Origin of the sequence: Janthinobacterium sp. HH102, from assembly GCF_001758625.2 — a bacterium.
Classification (GTDB): domain Bacteria; phylum Pseudomonadota; class Gammaproteobacteria; order Burkholderiales; family Burkholderiaceae_D; genus Janthinobacterium.
This window is the reverse complement of sequence record NZ_CP062062.1, coordinates 6,052,319-6,077,226: the sequence shown is the minus strand read 5'-3', so window position 1 is coordinate 6,077,226 and position 24,908 is coordinate 6,052,319. Positions and strand designations below refer to the sequence as shown.

22 protein-coding genes are annotated in these 24,908 nt (G+C 63.0%); 15 read left to right on the top strand and 7 right to left on the bottom strand.

Annotated features, from left to right (window positions below):
• The first annotated feature begins 42 nt into the window (after positions 1-42).
• Positions 43-948, top strand: a complete 906-nt coding sequence (locus JAB4_RS27675) for a LysR substrate-binding domain-containing protein (protein WP_070220466.1) — start codon at positions 43-45, stop codon at positions 946-948.
• 4 nt (positions 949-952) lie between these two features.
• Here the strand turns inward: JAB4_RS27675 and gloA are convergent, their stop codons facing one another.
• The 4 genes from gloA to JAB4_RS27655 all read right to left on the bottom strand — a co-directional run bounded on the left by gloA (position 953) and on the right by JAB4_RS27655 (position 3,627).
• Positions 953-1,360: a lactoylglutathione lyase gene (gene gloA / locus JAB4_RS27670; protein WP_070220464.1), complete on the bottom strand. Its 408-nt coding sequence runs from the start codon at positions 1,358-1,360 to the stop codon at positions 953-955.
• Between the two features lie 114 nt (positions 1,361-1,474).
• The gene (locus JAB4_RS27665; RefSeq protein WP_070220462.1) at positions 1,475-1,897 is read right to left on the bottom strand and encodes an OsmC family protein; all 423 of its coding nucleotides are present in this window, start codon (positions 1,895-1,897) and stop codon (positions 1,475-1,477) included.
• 101 nt (positions 1,898-1,998) lie between these two features.
• On the bottom strand, positions 1,999-3,309 hold the full coding sequence (locus JAB4_RS27660) for a sorbosone dehydrogenase family protein (RefSeq protein ID WP_070220460.1): 1,311 nt from the start codon (positions 3,307-3,309) through the stop codon (positions 1,999-2,001).
• Between the two features lie 51 nt (positions 3,310-3,360).
• Positions 3,361-3,627, bottom strand: a complete 267-nt coding sequence (locus JAB4_RS27655) for a hypothetical protein (protein ID WP_070220458.1) — start codon at positions 3,625-3,627, stop codon at positions 3,361-3,363.
• Positions 3,628-3,890: 263 nt separating this feature from the next.
• Between JAB4_RS27655 and JAB4_RS27650 the strand changes: the two genes are divergently transcribed.
• From JAB4_RS27650 to can, 7 genes are all read left to right on the top strand, one after another.
• Positions 3,891-4,862, top strand: coding sequence for an NAD kinase (locus tag JAB4_RS27650; RefSeq protein ID WP_227742053.1), 972 nt, complete (start codon positions 3,891-3,893; stop codon positions 4,860-4,862).
• 47 nt (positions 4,863-4,909) lie between these two features.
• Complete coding sequence (gene recN, locus JAB4_RS27645; protein WP_070220456.1) at positions 4,910-6,577, top strand: DNA repair protein RecN; 1,668 nt, start codon at positions 4,910-4,912, stop codon at positions 6,575-6,577.
• A 143-nt stretch (positions 6,578-6,720) separates the two neighbouring features.
• A complete protein-coding gene (hemH, locus tag JAB4_RS27640; protein WP_070220454.1) occupies positions 6,721-7,830 on the top strand; it encodes a ferrochelatase in 1,110 nt (369 codons plus the stop codon).
• Between the two features lie 344 nt (positions 7,831-8,174).
• Positions 8,175-8,711: a nucleotide exchange factor GrpE gene (gene grpE, locus JAB4_RS27635; RefSeq protein ID WP_034788734.1), complete on the top strand. Its 537-nt coding sequence runs from the start codon at positions 8,175-8,177 to the stop codon at positions 8,709-8,711.
• Between the two features lie 91 nt (positions 8,712-8,802).
• Positions 8,803-10,746 carry a molecular chaperone DnaK gene (gene dnaK, locus JAB4_RS27630; RefSeq protein WP_070220452.1) on the top strand — a complete coding sequence of 648 codons (1,944 nt, stop codon included), beginning with the start codon at positions 8,803-8,805 and terminating at the stop codon, positions 10,744-10,746.
• A gap of 161 nt (positions 10,747-10,907) precedes the next feature.
• The gene (dnaJ, locus tag JAB4_RS27625) at positions 10,908-12,041 is read left to right on the top strand and encodes a molecular chaperone DnaJ (protein WP_034745985.1); all 1,134 of its coding nucleotides are present in this window, start codon (positions 10,908-10,910) and stop codon (positions 12,039-12,041) included.
• A gap of 136 nt (positions 12,042-12,177) precedes the next feature.
• The gene (can, locus tag JAB4_RS27620) at positions 12,178-12,849 is read left to right on the top strand and encodes a carbonate dehydratase (protein ID WP_034788731.1); all 672 of its coding nucleotides are present in this window, start codon (positions 12,178-12,180) and stop codon (positions 12,847-12,849) included.
• Positions 12,850-12,867: 18 nt separating this feature from the next.
• Here the strand turns inward: can and JAB4_RS27615 are convergent, their stop codons facing one another.
• Complete coding sequence (locus JAB4_RS27615) at positions 12,868-13,353, bottom strand: SEL1-like repeat protein (RefSeq protein ID WP_070220450.1); 486 nt, start codon at positions 13,351-13,353, stop codon at positions 12,868-12,870.
• A gap of 210 nt (positions 13,354-13,563) precedes the next feature.
• On the opposite strand from JAB4_RS27615, the gene JAB4_RS27610 reads away from it, so the two are divergent.
• Genes JAB4_RS27610 through JAB4_RS27595 form a run of 4 tightly spaced genes read left to right on the top strand, consistent with a single transcriptional unit; the run spans position 13,564 to position 17,220 of the window.
• The gene (locus JAB4_RS27610) at positions 13,564-14,448 is read left to right on the top strand and encodes a TauD/TfdA family dioxygenase (RefSeq protein WP_070220448.1); all 885 of its coding nucleotides are present in this window, start codon (positions 13,564-13,566) and stop codon (positions 14,446-14,448) included.
• Between the two features lie 30 nt (positions 14,449-14,478).
• Complete coding sequence (locus JAB4_RS27605; protein WP_070220446.1) at positions 14,479-15,504, top strand: ABC transporter substrate-binding protein; 1,026 nt, start codon at positions 14,479-14,481, stop codon at positions 15,502-15,504.
• Between the two features lies 1 nt (position 15,505).
• On the top strand, positions 15,506-16,351 hold the full coding sequence (locus JAB4_RS27600; RefSeq protein WP_070220444.1) for an ABC transporter ATP-binding protein: 846 nt from the start codon (positions 15,506-15,508) through the stop codon (positions 16,349-16,351).
• A complete protein-coding gene (locus tag JAB4_RS27595) occupies positions 16,348-17,220 on the top strand; it encodes an ABC transporter permease (protein ID WP_070220442.1) in 873 nt (290 codons plus the stop codon). Before JAB4_RS27600 ends, JAB4_RS27595 begins: the two co-directional genes overlap by 4 nt.
• On the opposite strand, the gene JAB4_RS27590 is transcribed toward JAB4_RS27595, so the two are convergent.
• Positions 17,221-18,108, bottom strand: a complete 888-nt coding sequence (locus JAB4_RS27590; RefSeq protein WP_070220440.1) for an HTH-type transcriptional regulator ArgP — start codon at positions 18,106-18,108, stop codon at positions 17,221-17,223.
• Between the two features lie 149 nt (positions 18,109-18,257).
• Between JAB4_RS27590 and JAB4_RS27585 the strand changes: the two genes are divergently transcribed.
• Together JAB4_RS27585 and JAB4_RS27580 are read left to right on the top strand one after the other, a co-directional pair.
• Complete coding sequence (locus tag JAB4_RS27585; RefSeq protein WP_070220438.1) at positions 18,258-20,696, top strand: PBP1A family penicillin-binding protein; 2,439 nt, start codon at positions 18,258-18,260, stop codon at positions 20,694-20,696.
• Positions 20,697-20,700: 4 nt separating this feature from the next.
• Positions 20,701-21,324 carry a trimeric intracellular cation channel family protein gene (locus tag JAB4_RS27580; protein ID WP_070220436.1) on the top strand — a complete coding sequence of 208 codons (624 nt, stop codon included), beginning with the start codon at positions 20,701-20,703 and terminating at the stop codon, positions 21,322-21,324.
• A gap of 23 nt (positions 21,325-21,347) precedes the next feature.
• On the opposite strand, the gene gabD is transcribed toward JAB4_RS27580, so the two are convergent.
• The gene (gene gabD / locus JAB4_RS27575; protein ID WP_070220434.1) at positions 21,348-22,802 is read right to left on the bottom strand and encodes an NADP-dependent succinate-semialdehyde dehydrogenase; all 1,455 of its coding nucleotides are present in this window, start codon (positions 22,800-22,802) and stop codon (positions 21,348-21,350) included.
• Positions 22,803-22,974: 172 nt separating this feature from the next.
• On the opposite strand from gabD, the gene JAB4_RS27570 reads away from it, so the two are divergent.
• Positions 22,975-24,870 (top strand): beta-propeller domain-containing protein, encoded by a 1,896-nt coding sequence (locus tag JAB4_RS27570; RefSeq protein ID WP_070220432.1) that lies wholly within the window; start codon positions 22,975-22,977, stop codon positions 24,868-24,870.
• Positions 24,871-24,908 lie beyond the last annotated feature (38 nt).

Here is a 24,908-nt window from a genome sequence, read left to right as displayed (position 1 = left end):
CATTAAATCCAATTCGTAGTTTGTCAGCTAACTATGCACCAAATGAATAATCTGCGCGCCGTCGATTTGAACTTGTTGGTGATTCTGGAAGCGCTGCTGAGCGAACGCCATCTGTCGCGCGCGGCGGAACGCTTGCACATGAGTCAGCCTGCCGTCAGCCATGCGCTGGCACGCTTGCGCCACTTGCTCGACGATCCGCTGCTGCTGCGCGGCAAGGGCGGCTTCCAGCCGACGGCGCGCGCACTGGAGTTGGCGCGGCCGCTGGCCGAAGCCTTGCAGAGCGTGCGCTCCGTGCTGGGCGGCGCCGTCTTCGAGGCGGCCACGGCGCAGCGCGTGTTTCGCCTGGCCATGTCGGATTACGGCGCGGCATTGATCTTGCCCGCTTTGCTGCGGCGTTTGCGCGTGGAAGCACCGGGCATCGACCTGGCCGTCAGCTATGCCAGCCGTTCTGCCGTGATGGCCGGCGTGCAGGATGGCGAGATCGATCTGGCGCTGGGCGTGTTCCCGCAACTGCCCGAGCAGTTGCATAGAGAAACTTTATTCGAGGAAACGTTCGTTTGCGCACTCGATCCGGCCAGCCTGGCGTCGGGCGAATCCTTGAGCTTGCAGACCTATCTGGCGCGCCCCCATGTGCTGGTGGCGTCCGGCGAAGGCGGCATGGCGGCCGAAGTCGATGCAGCGCTGGCGCAGCTGGGCCAGGCGCGCCGCATCGCCGTGCGCGTGCCGTACTGGACGGTCGCACCGGATGTCGTGATGGGGACGGATCTGATATTGACGGTGGCGCGGCGTGCCTTGCAGGGCATTGAGGCGCAGGGGCTGGCGCTGTGCTCCGCGCCGTTTGCCATCGCACCGTTTGCGTTTGAAGCGATACGGCACCGCCGCACGGACGGCGATGCGGGCATCGCCTGGCTGCGCGCGGCCATTGCAACGGCGGCAGAGCCAGGCTGACGTCTTACAGGCCGGCGCCCTGGCCGTCGAACTTGCGTTCGATCAATTCGATCTTGTAGCCATCCGGATCGGTGATGAAGGCGATAACGGTGTTGCCGCCCTTGACGGGACCCGGTTCGCGCGTGACGTTGCCGCCGTTCGCCCGCGCCGCGTCGCAAGCGGCGACGATATCGTCGGCCGAGATGGCGATGTGGCCGTACGCCGTGCCCAGCTCGTAGCTGGTGGTGCCATAGTTATACGTCAGTTCCAGTTCCGCGTGGTCGGGGTTCGAACCGTAGCCGACGAAGGCCAGCGTGTACTGGTATTCCGGGTTGTCGCTGGTGCGCAGCAATTTCATGCCCTGGACGTTCGTGTAAAAATCGATGGAGCGCTGCAGGTCGCCGACCCGTAACATGGTGTGCAAAATACGCATCGTAAATCCTTGAGGGTGATAGGGGAATGGCAGGATTTTATGCGTTTTACGGCTTTCTTGCCGAGACCGCCCTTGCCGTCCGCTGATTGGACAGCAGCGGGCGGTCTGCCGGAATTACTCCAGACGGGCGTCCAGCGTGATTTCCGTGGCCAGCAACTTCGATACGGGGCAACCGAGCTTGGCGCGCAGGGCCGCGTCCTGGAATGCTTCGTCGGTGGCGCCGGGAATGGTGGCCACCAGGGTCAGGTGCACGGCCGTGATGGCATAGCTGCCATCGATTTTTTCCAGGCTGACGTCGGCCGTGGTTTTCAGGGCCGTGGCGCGCAAGCCCGCCTCGCCCAGTTGGCCGGACAGGGCCATGGTGAAGCAGGCCGCGTGGGCCGCGCCGATCAGTTCTTCCGGATTGCTGCCGGGACCGTCCTCGAAGCGCGTGTTGAAACCATAGGCCACATTGTCGAGTGCGCCGCTTTGGGTGGAAATAAATCCTTTGCCATCCTTAAGGCCGCCACTCCAGACGGCTGATCCTGTTTTTTTCATGATGTACTCCTTGCGTGGTTCGAAGGTCCATCATGCGCGTGGCATCCTTGCCCTTCCGTTCGTTGCGCCACACAGGGGGCGCATGCGCGGCGCCAATGTGTTCACGGCGCCGGCGTGACGCGCCAGATGACATTGCCCACGTCGTCCGCCACCAGCAGCGCGCCCGCCTTGTCGACGGCCACGCCGACGGGGCGTCCCTGCGCCTTGCCATTGCCGTCGAGGAAGCCGCTGACGACATCCTGCGGCGGCCCGCTGGGCACGCCATTGGCGAAGGGCACATAAATGACTTTATAGCCGCTGAAGGGCTTGCGGTTCCACGAGCCGTGCTGGCCGATGAAGGCGCCGCCCCGGTAGCGTTCCGGCAGCAAGGCGCCATCATAAAACGCCAGTCCCAACGAGGCCGTGTGCGCGCCCAGCGCGTAGTCAGGCGCGATGGCGGTGGCCACCAGCTCTGGGCGAGGCGGCTTGACCCGCGCGTCGACGTGCTGGCCGAAATAACTGTAGGGCCAGCCATAAAAGGCGCCGTCCTTGACGGACGTCATGTAGTCGGGCACCAGGTCGTTGCCCAGCTCGTCGCGCTCATTGACGGCCGTCCAGAGGGCGCCCGTCCTGGGTTGCCAGGCCAGGCCGACGGGATTGCGCAAGCCCGTCGCATACACGCGGGCCTTGCCCGTGGCGCGCGTGAATTGCCAGATGGCGGCGCGGCCATCTTCGGCCGCCATGCCGTTTTCGCCCACGTTGCTGTTCGAACCGACGGCAACATAGAGAAATTTGCCGTCGGGACTGGCGACGACGTTCTTGGTCCAGTGGTGATTGATGGGGCCGCCCGGCAAATCCATCACCTTGACGCCGGGCGCCGTGATGGCTGTCTGGCCTTCCTTGTAAGGAAAACGCATCAAGGCGTCGGCATTGGCGATGTACAGCTCGTTACCCACCAGGGCCATGCCGAATGGCGAGTTCAGTCCTTGCAGGAACACGCTGCGCGTCTGCGCCACGCCATTCGCGTCGACGCCGCGCAGCAGGGTGATGCGGTTGGCGCTGGGCGTGGCCGCGCCCGCCTTTTTCATCTGCATCTGCATGATGGCGCCCTTGATGCCCTTGCTGTCGTCCGGTTTCGACGGGGCGTTCGTTTCCGCCACGAGCACGTCGCCGTTCGGCAAGACGTACAGCCAGCGCGGATGGTCGAGGTCGCGCGCATACGCACGGATGGCCAGGCCCGCCGCGACAGCGGGGTGCTGCGCGGCCGTCCAGCGCTGCACGGGCGCCACATTCACGGTGGGAATTAGCTGCTTGTCCGGTGCGGGCAGGGTGGGCTGCGGGCCGAAGCCCACGGGCATGGCGGGCGCTTGGGCGTGGGCGAGATGGGCGCCGCAGGCAGCGGCCAGCAGGAAGGAACAGGCGTAACGGTGCATGGCGTACTCCGGAGCATGAACAGTGCGGGTAGCAGAGCGTGACCGTTGGAGTCAGCGCGCCTTCTTTGGTTCCAGTTGCGCGTCGGGACGGGCTTGCTGCGGCGCGGCGGGCTTGACCTTTTCCACGCCCGGCTGGGCGTGCAGGTCCGTATCGACCAGCCCTTGCTCCAGGTCGCTGGCCGCCTGCTGCATGATCTTGCGTGGGCGCACGTTCTGCGCATCGGGCGATTCGTCGCGCTCGTGCGGCAGACGGTCGATGCCGTCATTTTTGACCTTTTCATCGGTATTGATCTTGCGTTCGCTATGCTGGGTAACCATATGGCCTCCTGACAGAAGAATTGACGTGGGATCAGTGTCCTGCCGCAGCCAGGCTGCCTGCAAGCGGATTTGTCCATCCAGGGAGCGCTGGCGCACGCATGGATGATTCTTTTTCTGCGCTACACTGCGTGCAACACCAAGAACGCCCCTTGCGGGCACACGGCAGCCGCACTATACTGTGGATATATACAGTATCATGCGATGGCGGCGTGCGACGCGACAGCCTGGGGCGGCTTGCCACCGAATTTACTACCGAGATTTTTATGCCCGTCGATAACTACGCCGACCAGCGAGCCGAACAGCCAGCCGCGACCTTGCCAGCCCCGGGCGAGCGCTTCAACCTGGGCGCCAAGACCATTGCCCTGGTCGTGCGCCAGAATACGGATGGCATTGCCGAACCCGTGAAAAGCATCGTCGATTTCCTGCAAGTGCTGGGCCACACGGTGGTCTTCGAGGCGGAGACGGCCGCGCACCTGAACCTGGCGTTTCCAGGCGTGCGCGCCATGTCGCCGGCCGAGATCGGCGCCGCCGCCGATTGCGCCATCGTCATGGGCGGCGACGGCACCATGCTCGGCATTGCGCGCCAGCTGGCGCCATTCGACGTCCCCTTGATCGGTATCAATCAGGGGCGCCTGGGTTTCATGACCGATATTCCGCTTGAGCGCATGCTGCCCGTGCTGGCGCAAATTCTCGGCGGCCGCTTCAAGGCCGAGCGCCGCACTTTGCTCGAAGGCAGCGTGCTGCGCGACGGCGAGTCGATTCACGTGGGCATGGCCGTCAACGATGTCGTCGTCTCGCGCGGCGGCGGCGCCGGCATGGCCGAATTGCGCGTCGAGGTCGACGGTCACTTCATGTACAACCAGCGTTCGGATGGCTTGATCATTTCCACGCCCACGGGCTCGACCGCGTATTCGCTGTCGGCCGGCGGCCCGCTGCTGCATCCGACCCTGGGCGGCATCGTGCTCGTGCCGATCGCCCCGCATGCGCTGTCGAACCGCCCCATCGTCTTGCCCGATTCCAGCCAGATCGTGGTGGAAATCGTGCGCGGGCGCGATATCAGCGTCAATTTCGACATGCAGACCTTTGCCAGCCTGGTGCAGCAAGACCGCATCCTCATCCGCCGTTCGCCCCATACGATTACTTTCCTGCATCCGGAAGGGTGGAGCTACTACAACACCCTGCGTGAAAAACTGCACTGGAATGAGTACCCGTCGGGCGAGGGCAAGCTCAGCTAATAGTTTCTCCACCTCAACCCGCGGTGCGCCGCCTAACCACAGAAGCCATGCTCCATACACTGTCCATTCGCGATTTTGTCATTGTCGATACCATTGAACTGGAATTTTCCGCCGGCTTCAGCGTGCTGACGGGCGAGACGGGCGCCGGCAAGTCCATCCTCATCGATGCGCTGACTTTGGCGCTGGGCGGGCGCGGCGACGCCAGCGTGGTGCGCGAAGGCGCGGCCAAGGCCGACATCACAGCCGATTTTTCCGTCAGCGAAGTGGCGCAGGCCTGGCTGGTGGCGCATGAATTCGCCAACGACGATGGCGGCGCCCTGCTGCGCCGCGTGATCGACAATGCGGGCCGCTCGAAGGCGTATATCAACGGCATTCCCGCCACGGCCGCCCAGCTGCGCGAACTGGGCGACATGCTGGTCGATATCCACGGCCAGCACGCGCACCAGTCCTTGCTGAAAAGCGAAGCGCAGCGTGCCTTGCTCGACGGCCAGGCGACGGCGCGCGAAGCGGGCGCGGAGCAGGATGCGCGGCAAGTGGCGGCGCTGCACAAGCGCTGGCGCGCCCTCGTGCGCCAGCGCGAGGAATTCGAAACGAATGCCGCCAACGTGCTGTACGAACGCGAACGGCTGGAATGGCAAGTGGGCGAGCTGGAAAAACTGGCCGCCAAGCCCGGCGAATGGACGGAGATCACGAACGAGCACAGCCGCCTGTCGCACGCGGCCAGCCTGCTGGAAGGGGCGCAGGAAGCCCTGGCGATCATTTCGGAACAGGAAGATCATCCGATCGTGTCGCAACTGTCGGCCTTGAACCAGAAGCTGGGCAAGCTCGTGTCCGTCGATGCGGAATTGCAGCCGATCGTCGACCTGATCGAGTCGTCGCGCATCCAGCTGCAGGAATCCGTGTACGCGCTGAACAATTACCTGGACCGCGTGGAACTGGACCCGGAGCGCCTGCACCAGCTCGATGCCCGCATGGAAGCCATGCACAGCACGGCCCGCAAATTCCGCGTCACGCCAGAAGAATTGCCGGAGGAACACGCCAAGCTGTCGGAAAAGCTGCAGCACCTGGCCGACGCTTCCGATATCGAAGGCTTGCTGCGCCAGGAAGCGAAGATCGAGGCCGAGTACCGCGCCGTGGCCGAGCGATTGTCCGCCACGCGCCGCGCCGCCGCCCTGGAGCTGGGGCAAGCCGTCACGCGCGCCATGCAGGAACTGAGCATGACGGGCGGCAGCTTCGAAATCGCGCTGCACCCGTGCGATCCGGCCGCCCACGGCCTCGAGCAAGTCGAGTTTCTCGTTGCAGGCCATGCGGGCACGGCGCCCCGTTCGCTGGCCAAGGTAGCGTCCGGCGGCGAACTGGCGCGTATCGCGCTGGCCATTTCCGTCATCACTTCGCACGCCACCACCACGCCGACCCTGATCTTCGACGAGGTCGACAGCGGCATCGGCGGCGCCGTCGCCGAAGTGGTCGGACGCTTATTAAAACGCCTGGGGCAGGGACGCCAAGTGCTGTGCGTGACCCACTTGCCGCAAGTGGCCAGCCAGGCCAATCAGCATTTCCAAGTGGCAAAAAGCACCCTGGACAACGGCAAGACGGCGTCGCGCATCGACATGCTCGACGCCAAGGCCAGGGTGGAAGAAGTGGCGCGCATGCTGGGCGGTCTGGAAATCACGGCCACCACGCGCAAGCATGCGCGCGAATTGCTGGCGATTTGAACGCAGGCTTAAATCCGGGGTCAGACCCCCGGACGCGTTAGCGCTGAGCTTGACGTTAGCGGCATTGAGGGTCTGACCCCCGATGTTGACGCAATGTAACTATAATAACTGCCTAATCCATCCAACGCCTTCGAAGAGCCTTCATGTCATTTCAAACTGAACCACCGTACACGCATGGCAGCATCGACCGCAGCGCCGTGGTGCTGGTCAACCTGGGCACGCCCGATGCGCCGACCTCGTCGGCCGTGCGGCGCTACCTGAAGCAATTTTTGTCGGACCCGCGCGTGGTGGAGATTCCCCGCCTCGTCTGGTGGTTCATCCTGAACCTGATTATTTTGCCATTCCGCTCGGGCCAGTCGGCCAAGAAATACGCGTCGATCTGGACGCGCGAGGGCTCGCCCCTGAAAGTGCACACGCAAAAGCAGGCGAAACTGCTGGCCGGTGCCCTGGCCGAACGTGGCCACGATGGTGTGACCGTGGCCATGGCCATGCGCTACGGTTCGCCTTCCTTGCCCGAGGTGCTGGCCCAGCTGAAAAGCGAAGGCTGCGAGCGCATCGCCATCCTGCCGGCCTATCCGCAATACTCGGGCACGACGACGGGTTCCATCTACGACGCCGTATTCGCCCATTACGCCACGGTGCGCAATGTGCCGGAATTGCGTTTTATCAAGCAATATCACGAGCACGACACGTATATCGACGCCTTGCGCGATTCCGTGCTGAACCACTGGGAAGCGCATGGCCGTCCGGAAAAACTGGTGATGAGTTTCCATGGCGTGCCCAAGCGTACCTTGCTGCTGGGCGACCCCTACCACTGCCAATGCCTGAAAACGGCGCGATTGCTGGCAGAAAAGCTGAAATTAACTAAAGAGCAATACGTGGTGACCTTCCAGTCGCGCTTCGGCAAGGCCGAATGGCTGCAGCCGTACACGGCGCCCACCCTGGTGGCGCTTGCGCAGCAGGGCGTCAAGCGGGTCGACCTGCTGTGTCCGGGCTTTACCAGCGATTGCCTGGAAACGCTGGAAGAGATCGCCATGGAAGCCAAGCATGATTTCGAGACGGCCGGCGGCCAGCACTTCCATTACATCGCCTGCCTGAACGAAACGCCGGCCTGGATCGCGGGCATGGCGGAAATTGCGGAGCAGCATATGATCGGCTGGCCGACGATGAAGACGGCACCGCAGCGCGACGCGGACAAGAAGGCGGGCGAGCAGGCGCGCGCGGCGGCGCTGGCACTGGGCGCGGCGAATTAAAGATAATTAATTTTTTCACAATCAAAAGCCGCGCTTGCGCGGCTTTGTCATGTGTGGCGCGACAAAAGTACTATCCAGATAGCAACGCCGCCAGTGGCGATGGCCGTGGCGGGGCTGGTAGAATGCCCGCTTTGCCCGGGGAAGCCTGGAAAATCAAGGGGGCGCGCACGGCTCACTGGCCGAAATGGGTCGCCTTTTGTAATAAGCTGTAACATGAATCGCTGTAATTCTGGTTTTGCCGTGTATACCCCTTGAAACAATAGGATATAGCCCCATCTGCCCGTTAGTGTTGTAAAGATAGTTAGACTAACTCATTTAAGTCATTGATTGTAGGAGCTTTCTAGATGCAAGATCAGGAAAACCAAGCTGTACCTAATCCGCAAGCGGACGCCGCGGCGACTGCCCCATCGACTCCCGCAGAGCCTACTTTGGAAGAGCAGCTGGCGAGTACCGAAGCGCGTCTTGCAGAGATGCACGATGCCTTCATGCGCGCCAAGGCCGATGGCGAAAATATTCGTCGCCGTGCGCAGGAAGATGTTGCTAAAGCGCATAAATTCGCAGTGGAAAGCTTTGCCGAAGCCATGGTGCCGGTGAAAGACAGCCTGGAAACGGCGCTGACGGTGGAAGCACCGACCATCGAATCGCTGAAAGAAGGCGTCGAGATGACCTTGAAGCAACTGAACGCCGCGTTCGAGCGTAACCGCCTGGTAGAAGTCTTGCCAGTGCAGGGCGAAAAGCTCGATCCGATGAAACACCAGGCCGTTGCCGTGGTGCCAGCGGAGCAGGAAGCCAATACCATCGTGTCAGTCTTGCAAAAGGGCTATATGATTGCGGACCGCCTGCTGCGTCCAGCCATTGTCACGACCGCGCAAGCAAAATAATCAGAGTGCGGCATCAAGCAAGCCTTGAAACCATGCCGCTTTGCCACATATAAGAACCATCTGAAATCTAGCAAATAAAAGGAAAAAAATCATGGGTAGAATTATCGGTATCGATCTGGGAACCACGAATTCCTGCGTTTCCATCATGGAAAACGGTCAACCAAAGGTAATCGAAAACGCTGAAGGCGCACGCACGACGCCGTCGATTATTGCTTATCAAGAAGATGGCGAAATTCTCGTCGGCGCGCCAGCGAAACGCCAGGCCGTGACCAATCCGAAAAACACGCTGTACGCAGTCAAGCGTCTGATCGGTCGCAAGTTCGACGAAAAAGAAGTGCAAAAAGACATCTCGCTGATGCCGTACCAAATCATGAAAGCCGACAACGGCGATGCATGGATCGGCGTACGCGACAAAAAACTGGCGCCGCCGCAAATTTCGGCTGAAGTCCTGCGCAAGATGAAAAAAACGGCAGAAGACTACCTCGGTGAAGAAGTCACCGAAGCCGTCATCACCGTGCCTGCGTACTTCAACGACTCGCAGCGTCAAGCCACCAAGGATGCCGGCCGTATCGCTGGCCTGGACGTCAAGCGCATCATCAACGAGCCAACCGCGGCAGCGCTGGCGTTCGGCCTGGACAAGACCGAAAAAGGCGACCGTAAAATTGCCGTGTATGACTTGGGTGGCGGTACGTTCGACGTGTCGATCATCGAAATCGCGGATGTTGATGGTGAGAAACAATTTGAAGTGCTGTCGACCAACGGCGACACCTTCCTGGGTGGCGAAGACTTCGACCAGCGCGTCATCGATTACATCATCGACGAGTTCAAGAAGATCAACGGCATCGACCTGAAAAAAGATCCGATCGCCCTGCAGCGCATCAAGGCTTCGGCCGAGCGCGCGAAGATCGAATTGTCGTCGTCGCAGCAAACCGAGATCAACGAGCCGTACATCGCCATGGCGAACGGCGCACCGGTCCACTTGAACCTGAAGATGACCCGCGCCAAGCTGGAATCGCTGGTGGAAGAGCTGATCACGGCCACGATGGAACCATGCCGCACCGCCATCAAAGATGCTGGCGTGAAAGTGTCGGACATCGATGACATCATCCTGGTCGGCGGTATGACCCGTATGCCGAAGGTGCAGGAAAAAGTGAAGGAATTCTTCGGCAAGGATCCACGCAAGGACGTGAACCCGGACGAAGCCGTCGCCGTGGGCGCAGCGATTCAAGGTTCGGTCCTGTCGGGCGAACGCAAGGACTTGCTGTTGCTGGACGTCACCCCTCTGTCCCTGGGTATCGAAACCCTGGGCGGCGTGATGACCAAGATGATCCACAAAAACACGACGATTCCGACCAAGTTCAGCCAAGTGTTCTCGACGGCCGACGACAACCAGCCTGCGGTGACCATCAAGGTCTTCCAGGGTGAGCGCGAAATCGCCGCCGGCAACAAGGGTCTGGGCGAATTCAATCTGGAAGGCATCCCGCCAGCATCGCGCGGTACGCCACAGATCGAAGTGACCTTCGACATCGACGCCAACGGCATCTTGCACGTCGGCGCGAAAGACAAGGCCACCGGCAAGGAAAACAAGATCACGATCAAGGCCAATTCCGGCTTGACCGAGGCTGAAATCCAGAAGATGGTGAAAGACGCCGAGCTGAACGCCGAAGAAGACAAGAAGGTCAAAGAATTGGCCGAGTCGCGCAACCAGGCCGATGCTCTGGTACACTCGACCCGGAAATCCTTGACCGAATACGGCGACAAGCTGGATGCGGGCGAGAAAGAGAAGATCGAAGCGGCGATCACCGACCTGGAAGCAAGCATCAAGGCGGGCGACAAGGCTGAGATCGACGCCAAGGTGGAAGCACTGTCGAGCGCATCGCAGAAACTGGGCGAAAAAATGTATGCCGACATGCAAGCGCAGCAAGCTGCCGGCGGCGCGGAAGGTGCACAGCAAGCTGCTGGCGCATCGGACGCAGGCGCCAAGCAGGACGATGTTGTTGACGCTGACTTCAAGGAAGTCAAAGACAGCAAATAATTGTCTTGCGCTCCCATGAACCGGGGGCAGCCGGGCTGAACGCTACATCGCGGGATTAGCCGCGAAGACCGGCCGAGCCGAGTCGCTGCCCAGTGCAGCACTCGACTCGGCTTTTTCGTGTAATTTTTACATCAGTAGATAGACTGCAAGGTGCCGACAACATGGCAAAGCGTGATTTTTACGAGACACTCGGTGTCGCAAAAAATGCTTCGGAAGAAGAGATCAAAAAGTCTTACCGTAAACTGGCGATGAAATACCATCCGGACCGCAATCCGGATAGCAAGGAATCGGAAGAAAAGTTTAAGGAAGTCAAAGAAGCCTACGAGATGCTGACCAATCCGGAAAAGCGCGATGCGTATGACCGTTATGGTCACGCCGGCGTGGACCCGAACATGGGCGGTGGCGGCGGCTTCGGCGGCGGTGCGGGCGGCTTTGCCGACAGCTTCGGCGATATCTTCGGCGACATCTTTGGCGGTGGCGGTGGTCGCAGCCGCAATGCGGGTCCACAGGTGTACCGTGGCGCCGACTTGCGCTACAACCTGGAAATTACGCTGGAGCAAGCTGCGCACGGCTTCGACACGACCATCCGCGTGCCGAGCTGGGACAAGTGCGACACTTGTCATGGCAGCGGCGCCAAGCCGGGCACGTCGCCCACCACCTGCGGTACTTGCGGTGGTCACGGTCAGGTGCGCATGCAGCAAGGTTTCTTCAGTATCCAGCAAACCTGCCCGAAATGCCATGGCAGCGGCAAGGTCATCACCGACCCCTGCACGCCATGCGGCGGCGCCGGTCGCATCAAGCGCAACAAGACGCTGGAAGTCAAAATTCCAGTCGGTATCGACAACGGCATGCGTATCCGTTCGTCCGGCAACGGCGAACCGGGCACGAATGGGGGCCCGTCGGGCGACCTGTATGTGGAAATCCACATCAAGCCGCACGCCGTATTCCAGCGCGAAGGCGACGACCTGCATTGCGAAATGCCGATCTCGTTCACCAAGGCAGCTTTGGGCGGCGAAATCGAAGTGCCTACCCTGAACGGCAAGGTGTCGTTCACGATCCCGGAAGGCACCCAGTCGGGCAAGACCTTCCGCCTGAAAGGCAAGGGCATCAAGGGCGTGCGCTCCGGTTACGCGGGCGACCTGTTCTGCCACGTGGCCATCGAAACACCGGTGAAACTGACGGAAAAACAGAAAGACCTGCTGCGCGACTTTGAAAAGTCGACGACCGAGGGCGGTGCCAAGCACAGTCCGCAAAGCAAGACCTGGAAAGACAAGGTCAAGGATTTTTTTGAATAAGCACACGTAACACCATGCGCCGGGATGCTTCAACATCCCGGCGTTTTTTTCATCACGACTGAACAATGTGCGCGCATCGCCGGCCTATGGGCGCGATCTGCGGCCAATTCAGTCGTACGCACACAATGGGAGCGATATGACCGAACAGAAAAATGGCCCGGCCCTGGCGGAACTGCTGCAGCGTAACCGCCGCTGGGCCGACTCGATGGTGGCGAAGGACCCGAACTTCTTCAAGAACCTGGAAGCGCAGACATCGCCCGAATACCTGTGGATCGGCTGCTCCGACAGCCGCGTGCCCGCCAATGAATTGCTGGGCATGGCGCCTGGCGACGTGTTTGTACACCGTAATATTGCCAACGTGGTCGTGCATTCCGACCTCAATTGCCTGTCCGTCCTGCAATTTGCCGTGGACGTGCTGAAAGTCAAACATATCATCATCGTCGGCCATTACGGCTGCAAGGGCGTGCATGCGGCCATGACGGGCACGCGCATCGGCCTGGTCGACAACTGGCTGCGCCACGTGCAGGACGTTGGCCAGAAGCACGAGCGCTATCTGGGCGACGTATTGACGAGCCGCCAGCGCGGCGACCGTCTGTGCGAACTGAACGTGGTCGAGCAAGTCTTGAACGTGTGCCAGACCACCGTCGTGCAAGATGCGTGGGAACGGGGCCAGGAACTCAGCGTCCATGGCTGGGTCTACGGCTTGAAGGATGGCTTGCTGAACGACCTCGAAGTGACGGTCACGGCCGGCCACGAGCTGGCGCCGCGCATGGCGACCCGCCTGGCCCGCTACGAAGCAATCGCGTAAGCGGCGCTGGCGCCGCGTCTATGGCGCGGCGCCTTCCAGGCGGCCCAGGTAGTCGGCCGCCTCTCGCACGCCCTCCTGCGCCGCCTGGCGCAGCCAGGTTCTGGCCTGGGGGAGGTCCTGCGGCGTGCCCCGGCCTTCGGCCAGCGCCACGCCATAGTGATAGCGCGCCAACCGCGCATAGGCGGCGTCATCGTTGGTATGGGCGCCGCGCCGCATCAGCGCCGTCGCCTGCGCCAGGTCCCTGGTCACGCCGATACCCGTTTCATACAGCTGGGCCAGCCAAATCATCGAATACACATCGTTCCAGCGCCGTATACAGTCTTCAAAGATGGCGACGGCCGCCGCATGGTCGCCCGTCTTGTCGGCCGCATAGCCGTACAAACACTTGATGCGCTTGTCGCTGTGCACATAGGCTTTGTAGCTGAGATCACTTTCATCCTGGCTGTCCTGGGCGTGGACGGGAACAGCGAACAGAACGGCGAGCATCAGGGCGTAGGTGCGCATGGTTTTCCTGGTCTATTGTAAAGATTGGTGGGTAAGCAAGTTGCATGCTCACCCCATTCCCGGGCAAAGTCCCTGCTGCTGCGCCATTGCGTGACAGCGCCTGTTGCAGCATGGCGCAACGCGCCGCGCATATCCATATAGTAAATGCTTCGTTTGCAAGGAACGCAGGCCGGCATACAGTGGACTTCCCCAGACTCTAGTCGAGTTCCCATGTCGGCCGTCCTGAAATCCGCGTTTTCTTCCAGCCAGTTCCGTATCGAAACGTTCGACGCGCCGCTCGGCGCACAAGTGCTGGGGCTGGACCTGGCGCAGCCGCTGTCGCTGGGCGACTTCCAGCGCCTGCACCACGCCCACCTCGACCATCACGTGCTGGTGTTCCGCGACCAGCGCATCACGCCGCAGCAGCAAGTCGATTTCAGCCGCCGCTTCGGCCCCCTGCAAATCCACGTGCTGCGCCAGTTCCAGCTGCCCACGCAGCCGGAGGTGCTGATCATCTCGAACATCGTCGAAGATGGCCAGCCCATCGGCCTGGGTGACGCGGGTCACTTCTGGCATTCGGACCTGTCGTACAAGGAAGTGCCCAGCCTCGGCTCCATGCTGCACGCGCAAGAGTTGCCGGACGAGGGCGGCGATACCGTGTTTGCCAACATGCACCTGGCCTGGGAAAGCTTGCCGGCCGCGCTGCGCCACGCCGTACGCAGCGCCCGCGCCGAGCACAGCTACCTGAGCCAGTATGAGGAGTTGCGTCGCCGCAACCCGTGGCGGCCCGCGCTGACGCAGGCGCAGATCGATGAAGTCAAACCCGTAACGCACCCTGTCGTGCGCGTGCATCCGGAAACGGGACGGCGTGCCCTGTTCGTCAGCGAGCATTTCACCACGCGCATCGTCGGCTTGCCCGCCGATGAAAGCCGCGCCCTGCTCGACGAACTGTTCGCCCACAGCGTGCGCCCCGAACACCTGTATGTGCACCGCTGGCAGCCGCACGACCTGGTGTTCTGGGACAACCGCTCGCTGATGCACCTGGCGACGGGCTGCCCGCCCGACCAGCGCCGCAAACTCTACCGCACCACCATCGAAGGCGATGCGCCGTACTGATTTTTGACCGTAGTTGACCAAGGAGTGTCCATGTTGCCGATCTTGACCTTTTCCCGCCCGCGCCGTTTTCTCGCCGCCATCGCCATCGCCATGCTGTGCATGGCCATGCCCATGGCCCGGGCCGAAGGCCAGATCCGCATCGCGGGCCAGCACGGCATCACCTTCTTGTTGCTCAATATTGCGCAGGAACAAAAGCTGATCGAAAAGCATGGCAAGCAGCAGGGCGTCGACGTGAAAGTCGAGTGGATTACCCTGTCCGGCGGCCCCGCCATCAATGACGCTTTGTTGTCGGGCAATATCGATATCGCGGGGGCGGGCCTGGGGCCGCTGCTGACCATCTGGGACCGCACCAAGGGACGGCAGAACGTGCGCGGCGTGGCTTCGCTCGGTAATTTTCCCTACTATTTGATCAGCAACAACCCGAAGGTAAAAACCCTGTCCGACTTGACGGACAAGGACCGCATCGCCTTGCCGGCCGTCTCCGTGTCCGTCCAGGCGAGGATATTGCAGATGGCCGTGGCGAAGCAGTGGGGCGACAAGGAATTTGCCCGCCTCGACAGGATTACGCAAACCCTGCCGCATCCGGATGCGGCGGCGGCCATCATCGCCGGCGGCACGGAATTGAGCGGCCATTTCGGCAATTCGCCGTTCCAGGAACAGGAACTGGCGCAGAATCCGAACGCCCACATCATCCTGAATTCGTATGACGTGCAGGGCGGACCCAGCTCGTCGACCCTGCTGTATGCGACGGAAAAGTACCGCAAGGACAATCCGAAGACGTACCGCGCCTTCATCGCTGCGCTGGCGGAAGCGGCGCAGTACGCGAGCAGCAATCCGCAGGGCGCGGCCGACATCTATATCAAGGTCAATAAAAGCAAGGTGGACCGCAATCTGCTGCTGAAAATCTTTGCCAATCCGCAAGTGCAATTCAAGATCGCGCCGCAAAACACCTATGGCCTGGCGCAATTCCTGCACCGCGTGAGTGCCATCCGCAACCTGCCCGACAGCTGGCGCGATTACTTCTTTGACGACCCTGCCATCACGCAAGGAGGCTGAAATGAACGCGCCTGCTTTTCACCTCGTACGTCCTCCGCTTGCGCTGGAGCCCTTGCTCAGTGTCAAACATGTCAGCCTGGAATACCGCACGGAACAGCGCACCGTGCGCGCCACGCACGACGTCAGTTTCGACGTGTTCCGCGGCGACCGTTTCGTGTTGCTGGGGCCATCGGGATGCGGCAAGTCATCCTTGCTGAAAGCCGTGGCCGGCTTCATCGCGCCGCGCGCGGGCAGCATCGCCATGCAGGGCGTTCCTATCAGCAAGCCGGGGCCGGAGCGCGTCGTCGTGTTCCAGGAATTCGACCAGTTGCCGCCATGGAAGACCGTGCTGGAAAATGTCATGTTCCCCTTGCTGGCCAGCAAGCGGCTGGACAAGCAGGCGGCCCGCGAGCGTGCCCATCACTGGATCGCCAAGGTGGGCCTGGCCGGCTTTGAAGATGCTCATCCGCATACCTTGTCGGGCGGCATGAAGCAGCGGGTGGCCATCGCGCGCGCCCTGGCCATGCAGCCGGAAGTGCTGCTGATGGACGAGCCGTTTGCCGCGCTCGATGCCTTGACGCGGCGCAAGATGCAGGAAGAGCTGAGCCGCCTGTGGGAAGAGCTGCGCTTTACCCTCGTCTTCGTCACGCATTCGATCGAAGAAGCGCTGGTGGTGGGCAACCGCATCCTGCTGCTGTCGCCCCATCCGGGCCGGGTGCGCGCCGAACTCAACAGCCATCAGTTCGGCCTGCACAGCGCGGGCAGTACGGAATTCCAGGCTGCTAGCCGCCGCATCCACGGCTTGCTGTTCGATGAGGAAGTGGCTCCTGTTCCGCAAGCAGTTACTGCGCAGCGGGAGGCCGTATGAGCGCGCTGCTGGAGCCGCCCATCCGCCAGGAATTCGTCTATGCGGCACCGCCGCCCGCCGGCGTCACCGTCGAGCGGCCATTGTCGCGCTGGCAGCGCTGGAGCCAGCACGCGCTGTGGCGCAAGGCTTTCATTTTGCTCAGCCTGGCCCTGCTGTGGGAAGGGGCGGCGCGCTGGACGCACAACGATTTATTGTTGCCCAGTTTTATCCAGACGGCGCAGGCGTTTATCGGCGGCATCGCCAGCGGTGAATTGCTCACGCGCACGGCCGCGTCCCTCGTCGTGTTGCTGCAGGGCTATGCGGTGGGCGTGCTGGCCGCCTTCGTGCTGACCTTGCTGGCCGTGTCGAGCCGCATCGGGCGTGACGTGCTGGAAACCCTGACGACCATGCTCAATCCCTTGCCTGCGATCGCCCTGCTGCCGCTGGCCCTGCTGTGGTTCGGCCTGGGACGCGCCAGTTTGATCTTCGTCATCGTCCATTCCGTGATGTGGCCGCTGGCCCTGAACACGTATGCGGGCTTCCAGGGCGTGCCCGAGACCCTGCGCATGGCGGGCCGCAACTACGGCTTGAACGGCTTGCGGCTGGTGCTGCACATCCTCGTGCCGGGCGCCTTGCCGTCCATCGTTTCGGGTTTGAAGATAGGCTGGGCGTTCGCCTGGCGCACCCTGATCGCGGCCGAGCTGGTATTCGGCACCACGTCGGGGCAGGGCGGCCTGGGCTGGTACATCTTCCAGAACCGCAACGAGCTGTACACGGACAAGGTGTTTGCGGGCCTGGCGGCCGTCATCGTCATCGGTTTAATCGTGGAAAACATCGGTTTTCGCACCCTGGAGCGCGTCACCTTGAAACGCTGGGGCATGCAGCGATAATTATCTCAGCATGGTGCGCGCCGCCGCGATGATTTGCCGCGACAGCTGCTCCATGCGCGGCGACTGCACTTTCCACGTGTGCCAGTACAGGGCCACGTCGGCCGGGGTCTTGGGCGTGAGCATTTCCACGAGTTCGCCGTCCGTGTTCGCTTTCAGCAGCAATTCCGGCACCATGCCGTAGCCGAGGCCGTAGCGGATGGCGTTGAAGTGCGAGGTGGCGCCGGGCACGTAATGGCAGGGGTAGGCGCCTTCGGGCAAGCCCAGCGCCTCTAGCAGGAACGACGACTGCAGGGTATCCTTGCGCGTGTAGGCGACGACGGGCGCCGTGCGCGCCGCCTTGCGCGTCAGCCCGTGCGCAAACCACTGCTGGCGGAACGCTTGTGTGGCCACCAGCCAGTAGCGCATCACGCCCAGCGGTTCGGCCGTGCAGCCGCGCATGGGTTTGGCTTCCGTGCTGATGCAGCCGATGGCCATGCCCGTCTCCAGCAAGGTATACGTGTGGTCCTGGTCTTCCACGGTCAGGTCCAGCAGCACGCGTTCGCGTATCAACACCTCGGACAGGGCGGGAAAGAACCAGGTGCCCATCGAATCCGCGTTCAGCGCCAGCACCAGGGTCAGCGGGGCATCCTGCTGCACCGCCAGTTCCGCCTGCAAGTCCGCTTCCAGCAGCTTGGCCCGCTTCAGATACTGCATCAGCCGCTGGCCCATGCGCGTGGCGCGCGCGGGACGGCTGCGCACGATCAGCGCATTGCCGAGCTGGCTTTCCAGCGCCCGCACCCGCTGCGAAATGGCCGGCGACGTCAGGTGCAGCCGCAGCGCCGCCTGTTCGAAACTGCCCGTTTCGACGACGGCGCGGAACGCTTCCGTGTGCTTGGGATTGAGATCCATGACCGCTGCCTTACATAAGAAAAATTTATCAATACTAAATAATACTTACTTTTCATAAGGATGGGTGTGTTGCAGTGCACAATGCCTCTTTGATGGAGTGCCGCGTACGCGTATGCAGCGCGGCCTCCTGGCAGCAAGGGAATCACCTCATGGAAGCACAAGCGCAAGATACAAAGCCCCGCAAGCCGTCATCGAAACTGGCGCGCAGTCTGAAATTCGGCCTGGGATTGACCCTGGGCCTGGGCTTGTCCGCAGCCCTCGCGGGCGGCTGGTGGCTGCGCCAGGCATGGCAGGACTTGCCACCCGTCGAGCACCTGGCCCAGTACAAGCCCGCGCTGCCGCTGCGTATTTTTTCCAGCGAAGGCGAGCTGCTGGCCGAGTACGGTGAAGAGCGCCGCGAGTTCCTGCCCCTGAAGGAGATCCCGCTGCGCATGCGCCAGGCCTTGCTGGCCATCGAGGATGCGCGCTTCTACGAGCATGGCGCCGTCGACTTTTACGGCTTGACGCGCGCGACCCTGGCCAACGTCGTCACGGGACACCATGCGCAGGGCGCCAGCACCATCACCATGCAGGTGGCGCGCGACTTTTTCCTGTCGCGCGAAAAGACCGTGCAGCGCAAGCTGACGGAGATGCTGCTCGCCTACAAGCTGGAACAGCACTACGGCAAGGACAAGCTGCTGGAACTGTACATGAACCAGATTTATCTGGGCGAGCGCTCCTACGGCTTTTCCGCCGCCTCGAACATCTATTTCGACAAGCCGCTGGCCGACGTCAGCATCGCCGAAGCGGCCATGCTGGCCGGCCTGCCGAAAGCGCCGTCGGCGTATAACCCCGTCGCCAATCCGCAGCGCGCCACCGTGCGCCAGCATTACATCCTGCAGCGCATGCGCGAACTCGGCTACATCACGCCAGCCGAATACGACGCGGCCGTGGCGGAAAAACTGGCCCTGAACAAGGACCGCAACAGCTCCGTGCACGCGGCCGCGTATGCGGTCGAGGAAGCGCGTCAGCTGATCGTGCAAAGTTATCCCGAAGGCGCCTACAGCATGGGCCTGGACGTGACCACCACCATCCGCATGGCGCCGCAGCGGGCGGCCGACAAGTCGCTGCGCGATGGGCTATTGAACGCGCAGGCGCGGCGCGGCTATCGCGGCCCGGAAGCGCGCCTGGCCGCCTCCGCAGACAGCGTGGCGCGCCAGCTGGCCGCCTACCCCGACAGCGGAGAGGTGCGCGCCGCCCTGGTGCGCAAGGTCGAGACGAGCGGCAAGCGCCAGCTGACGGCGCAGCTGCGCAATGGCGACGAGATCGTGCTGACGGCATCGGACGCGCGCCTGGGCGGCAAGCTGCCGCTCGACGGCAAGCGCGCCATCGTTGAAAACAGCGTCATCCGCGTGGTGCACGACGCGGCGAAAAAGCGCTGGCTCGTGAGCCAGCTGCCCGAGATGGAAGGCGCGCTCATTTCCGTCGAGGCGCACAGCGGCGAAATCGTCGCCATGGCGGGCGGCTTCGATTTCTACCGCAACCACTACAACCACGCCATGCAAGCCTACCGCCAGCCCGGTTCCAGCTTCAAGCCCTTCGTGTATTCGGCGGCGCTGGAAAAGGGCTATTTTCCCGGCACGGCCGTGGATGATACGCAGCGCCTGCTGCTGCCGCGGGAAACGGGGGCGCAGCCGTGGCGTCCGCGCAATTACGGAAACAACTATGAAGGCTTCATCAGCGTGCGGCGCGGCCTGGTGCGCTCGAAAAACCTCGTCGCCGTCAGCCTGATGCAGGCGGCGGGGCCCGGCTACGTGCAGCACTACGCCACGCGCTTCGGCTTTGAGGGCGCGCGCAATCCCGTGTCCCTGCCGCTGGCGCTGGGCGCGGGCGCCGTCACGCCGCTGCAGCTGGCGCAATCGTATGCCGTGTTCGCCAACGGCGGCGTGCAGATGCCGCCAAAGCTGATCAAGGAAGTGCGCAGCCGCAGCGGCGCGGTGCTGTTTTCCGACGCGGCGCCGCGCGCCAAGGGCGAGCCGGCACCGGGCACGCAGGTGATCTCCACGCGCAATGCCTACGTCATGGACAGCATGCTGCGCGACGTCGTCAAGAGCGGCACGGGACGCGGCGCGCTGGCGCTGGGACGCGGCGACGCGGCCGGCAAGACGGGAACCTCGAACAATGCGTATGACGCCTGGTTCGCCGGTTATTCCTCGGGCCTCGTGTCCGTCGTCTGGCTAGGCTACGACCAGCCCAAGAGCCTGGGCAACGCCACCGGGGGGACGCTGGCGCTGCCCGTCTGGCGCGATTACATGCAGGTAGCCGTGCAGGGCCGCCGCGAGCAGGTGCTGGCCGAACCGCCTGGCCTGGCCCTGCTCGACGGCGACTATGTGTATGCCGAATACCTGGCCGGCGACTGCCTGAAGGATAACTTCGCTTTTATCCACAGCAGCGTCGGCTGCGGCAGCGGCGCTGCCGATACGCGCATGGCGCACGGTGACGCTGGCGCCGGCGGCGCTGGCGGCTCCGGCACGGGCACGAGCGAGGCGCGCACCCTGAGCGAAGCGCGCGAACGCGAACAAATTCTCAAATCATTTTCGGAAGAGTAAGACCATGCTGTTATATACGATCTACCTGGTGGCGATTGTCGCCGAAGCGATGTCCGGCGCCATCATGGGCATGCGGCGCGGCATGGATTTGTTCGGCATCTGCATGATCGGCACCGTCACGGCGCTCGGTGGCGGCACCGTGCGCGACGTGCTGCTGGGGCACTATCCGCTGGGCTGGATCGCGCATCCCGAATACCTGTTGTTTACCATCGGCGCGGCCATTGTGACGGCCTTTGTCGCGCGCTATCTGCACCATCTGCGCGCCATCTTTTTGCTGGTCGACGGCCTGGGCCTGGTAGCGTTTTGCGTGATCGGCTGCGACATCGCCATGTCGGCCAAGATGCACCCGGCCATCGTCGTGCTGGCGGGGATGATCACGGGCGTTTTCGGCGGCCTGCTGCGCGATATCCTGTGCAACCAGATTCCTCTCGTGCTGCAGCGCGAAGTGTATGCCACCGTGGCCCTGTTTACGGGCGCCCTGTATGTCGGCCTGTTGCACTTCAAGGTCGACAGCTCCGTGGCGCAGCTGTCGTCCATCGGCGCGGGCTTTTTGTTCCGCTTCCTGGCCTTGCACTTCGAGTGGCGCCTGCCGAATTTCAACGGCGACCGGATCCGGGGATTCGAATAGCGGCGGCGCCGTCGGGCATATCGTTAAATACCGCCCATGCAGATGTATTTGATGACCAGGTAATCGTCGATCCCGTACGACGATCCCTCCCGGCCCAGGCCCGACTGCTTGACGCCGCCGAACGGCGCCACTTCCGTCGAGATCAGCCCCGTGTTCACGCCCACCATGCCGGATTCCAGGCCTTCGGCGACGTTCCAGATGCGGCCGATGTCGCGCGAATAGAAATAGGACGCCAGGCCGAATTCCGTGTTGTTGGCCAGGGCGATGACTTCCTCGTCCGTCTTGAAGCGGAACAGGGGCGCCAGTGGCCCGAACGTCTCTTCGCTGGCCACCAGCATGTCGCTCGTCACGTCGGCGATCACGGTGGGCTGGAAGAAGTTGTGGCCCAGCGTATGGCGCTTGCCGCCAAGTAGCAGGCGCCCGCCCTTGGCCAGTGCGTCGGCCACGTGCTGCTCCACTTTTTTTACGGCCTTTTCCTCGATCAGCGGCCCCTGCGTGACGCCTTCGTCGGCGCCGTTGCCCACCTTGAGTTTTTGCACGGCCGCCACCAGCTTTTGCGCGAAGGCCTCGTACACGCCATCTTGCACGTATAGGCGGTTGGCGCACACGCAGGTCTGGCCCGCGTTGCGGTATTTCGAGGCGATGGCGCCTTCCACTGCCGCATCCAGGTCGGCGTCGTCGAAGACGATGAACGGCGCATTGCCGCCCAGTTCCAGCGACAGCTTTTTGATCGTCGGCGCGCACTGGCGCATCAGCATGCGGCCCACTTCCGTCGATCCCGTGAAACTGAGCTTGCGCACGAGGGGATTGGACGTCATCTCATCGCCGATCTCCTGCGACGAGCCCGTGATGACATTGAACACGCCCGCAGGCACACCCGCGCGTTCGGCCAGCACGGCCAGCGCCAGCGCGGAAAACGGCGTCATGCCGGCCGGCTTGACGAGCATCGGGCAGCCGGCCGCCAGCGCCGGTCCTGCCTTGCGCGTGATCATCGCGGCGGGGAAGTTCCAGGGGGTGATGGCGGCGCACACGCCGATCGGCTCCTTCGTCACGACGATGCGCCGGTCCGGCCACGGCGACTGCAGGGTATCGCCCGCGACGCGCTTGCCTTCTTCGGCGAACCATTCGATGAAGGAGGCGGCGTATTGCACTTCGCCTTTGGCTTCGAGCAAGGGCTTGCCCTGTTCCGCCGTCATGATCAGCGCCAGGTCGTCCGCGTTTTCCAGTATCAGGTCATTCCAGCGGCGCAGCACGGCTGCGCGTTCCTTGGCTGTCTTCTTGCGCCAGGCGGGCCAGGCGGCGTTGGCCGCGCTGATGGCGTTCCTTGTCTCCTGCGTGCCCATCACGGGCACATGGCCGATCACTTCACCCGTGGCGGGATTGCGGACGTCGGCGTGCTGGCCGCCTTCGGCATCGAGCCATAGTCCGTTCAGGTAGCATTGCTGGCGTAGCAGCGTGGGATCTTTCAGTGTGAGCATGGCAGACTTTCAGCAGTGGTTGCGTGATCGTCCATGGTAGTCCTTTTTGCCGGGCGCACGATTGCGTCCCACGTGCGGCGTCTGGCCTTCAAAAATAGTTGACATTTTTTAACCCCGTTTCGCCGCGCATGCCGTTTCATGGTCATTACCCCAATCAACCGGAGCAGAAGCGATGTCCAGCGCCCACAAGATCATATTGATGCTGTCCCTGCTGCTGTCGGCAGGCAGCCATGCCGCCGGCACGGCGCCGCGCAAGACCCTGGCGCCGTTCGCCAGCGAGCAGGCCTTGAGCAGCTACCTGCAGCAACTGCAGGCGCGCCAGGCGGCCTTGCTGCGGGAGCAGCAGAAACTGCAGCGCGCCACGGCGCAGTCCATGTCGGCGCCGCCCGCACCGCCGCCAGCGCCAGCGCCGATGGTGGCGAAAACGGCGCCGGCGGCGTCGGCAGAAGCGGCCGAATCCGTCACCAATGTGCAGACGGCGGGCGTGGACGAAGGCGGCATCGTCAAGCTGCACGGCAAGCACCTGGTGATGCTCCGGCGCGGCAAGTTGTTTACCGTGCAGGTGGGCGGCAATGCCCTGCAGCCCGTCGCCTCGCTCGATGCATTCGCGCCGGGCAGCGACCCGTCGGGCAGCTGGTATGACGAAATGCTGATCGATGGCGACACGGTGGTGGTGATCGGCTACAGCTACAGCCGTGGCGGCACGGAGATCGGCCTGTTCGACATCGCGGCGGACGGCAAGCTGGCCTACCGCGCCACGTATCATTTGCGCTCCAACGATTATTATTCGTCGCGCAATTACGCCAGCCGCCTGATCGGCAGCAAGCTGGTGTTCTATTCACCCCTGTCGCTGAACCTGCGCCGGGGCGACCCGTTCGGCGGCTTTCCTGCGCTGCGCCGCTGGCGTCCCGACGCCGTACCGTCCGACTTCAAGCGCATCGCCCCGGCCACGCGCATCTACCGCACCGATGAAGAACCCGAACCGGGCTTTGGTCTGACCCTGCATACGGTCACCGTGTGCGACCTGGCGCAGCGCGACATGCGCTGCGAAGCGACGGCCGTGATGGGGCCGCAGGGGCGCGTTTTTTATGTCTCGGGCGAATCCGTTTTCGTGTGGACCACGCGCCGGGGCAGCGACTCGGGCGTGTTCCGCATTCCCCTTGACGGCTCGGCGCCCAGCGCCCTGAAGGTGGCTGGCGCGCCCGTCGACCAGTTCTCGTTCCTGGAAAGCATGGATGGCCACCTGAACGTCCTGCTGCGCGCCGAGGGCCAGGGCGACGCGATGTGGGATGGCGCGCGGGGTCGGGGCGACATGGCCCTGCTGCGCGTGCCATTGGCCACGTTTTCCGATGGCCGTGACAGTGCGCCGGCCGGCAGCTACCATCCGCTGCCCGGCGGTGGCGGCTACGGCCTGCAGAACCGCTACGTGGGGCCGTATCTGTTGTACGGCAATCCGGGCAATCCCGGACGCCGCAAGGCAGATCAGGCCTGGCCGCGCCAGCCCCTGTATGCCGTGCGCTGGGCCGATGCGGGCAGCGTGCAAGCCTTGTCCCTGCCGCACGGCGTGGAGCGCATCGAGGCGCTGGGCAATGACGCCCTGGTGATCGGCGCGCAGGGCAGGGATCTGCACTTCAGCACCATCGGCCTGGCGGGCCAGGCGGCGGTCGCCACGCGCTACATCCGCGCCGACGCGGCGCAGGGCGAGTCGCGCAGCCACGGCTTTTTCTACAAGCCGCAAACGGCCGGCGAGGGCCTGATCGGCCTGCCCATCCTGGGCGCGGACGAGCGGCCTGGCCTCAACAAGCCAGCCGCCTCCGTCCTGTACCTGCGCAACAGCAGCCTGCAGTTGACTGAACTGGGCGCGCTGGCGGCGCGGCCCGGTCCGGCACCGGACGATGGCTGCCGCGCATCGTGCGTGGACTGGTACGGCAATGCGCGCCCGCTGTTCCTGCAGGGCCGGGTCTTCGCCTTGCTCGGCTATGAACTGGTGGAAGGGGCGCTCAAGGAGGGACAGATCCGCGAAGTGCGCCGCGTCAGCTATGCGCCCAATGCCTCCTCTTTGCGCTGAAGGCGCGGGGAAATTGTCGCTTCCGCGTAGTTCGGCTA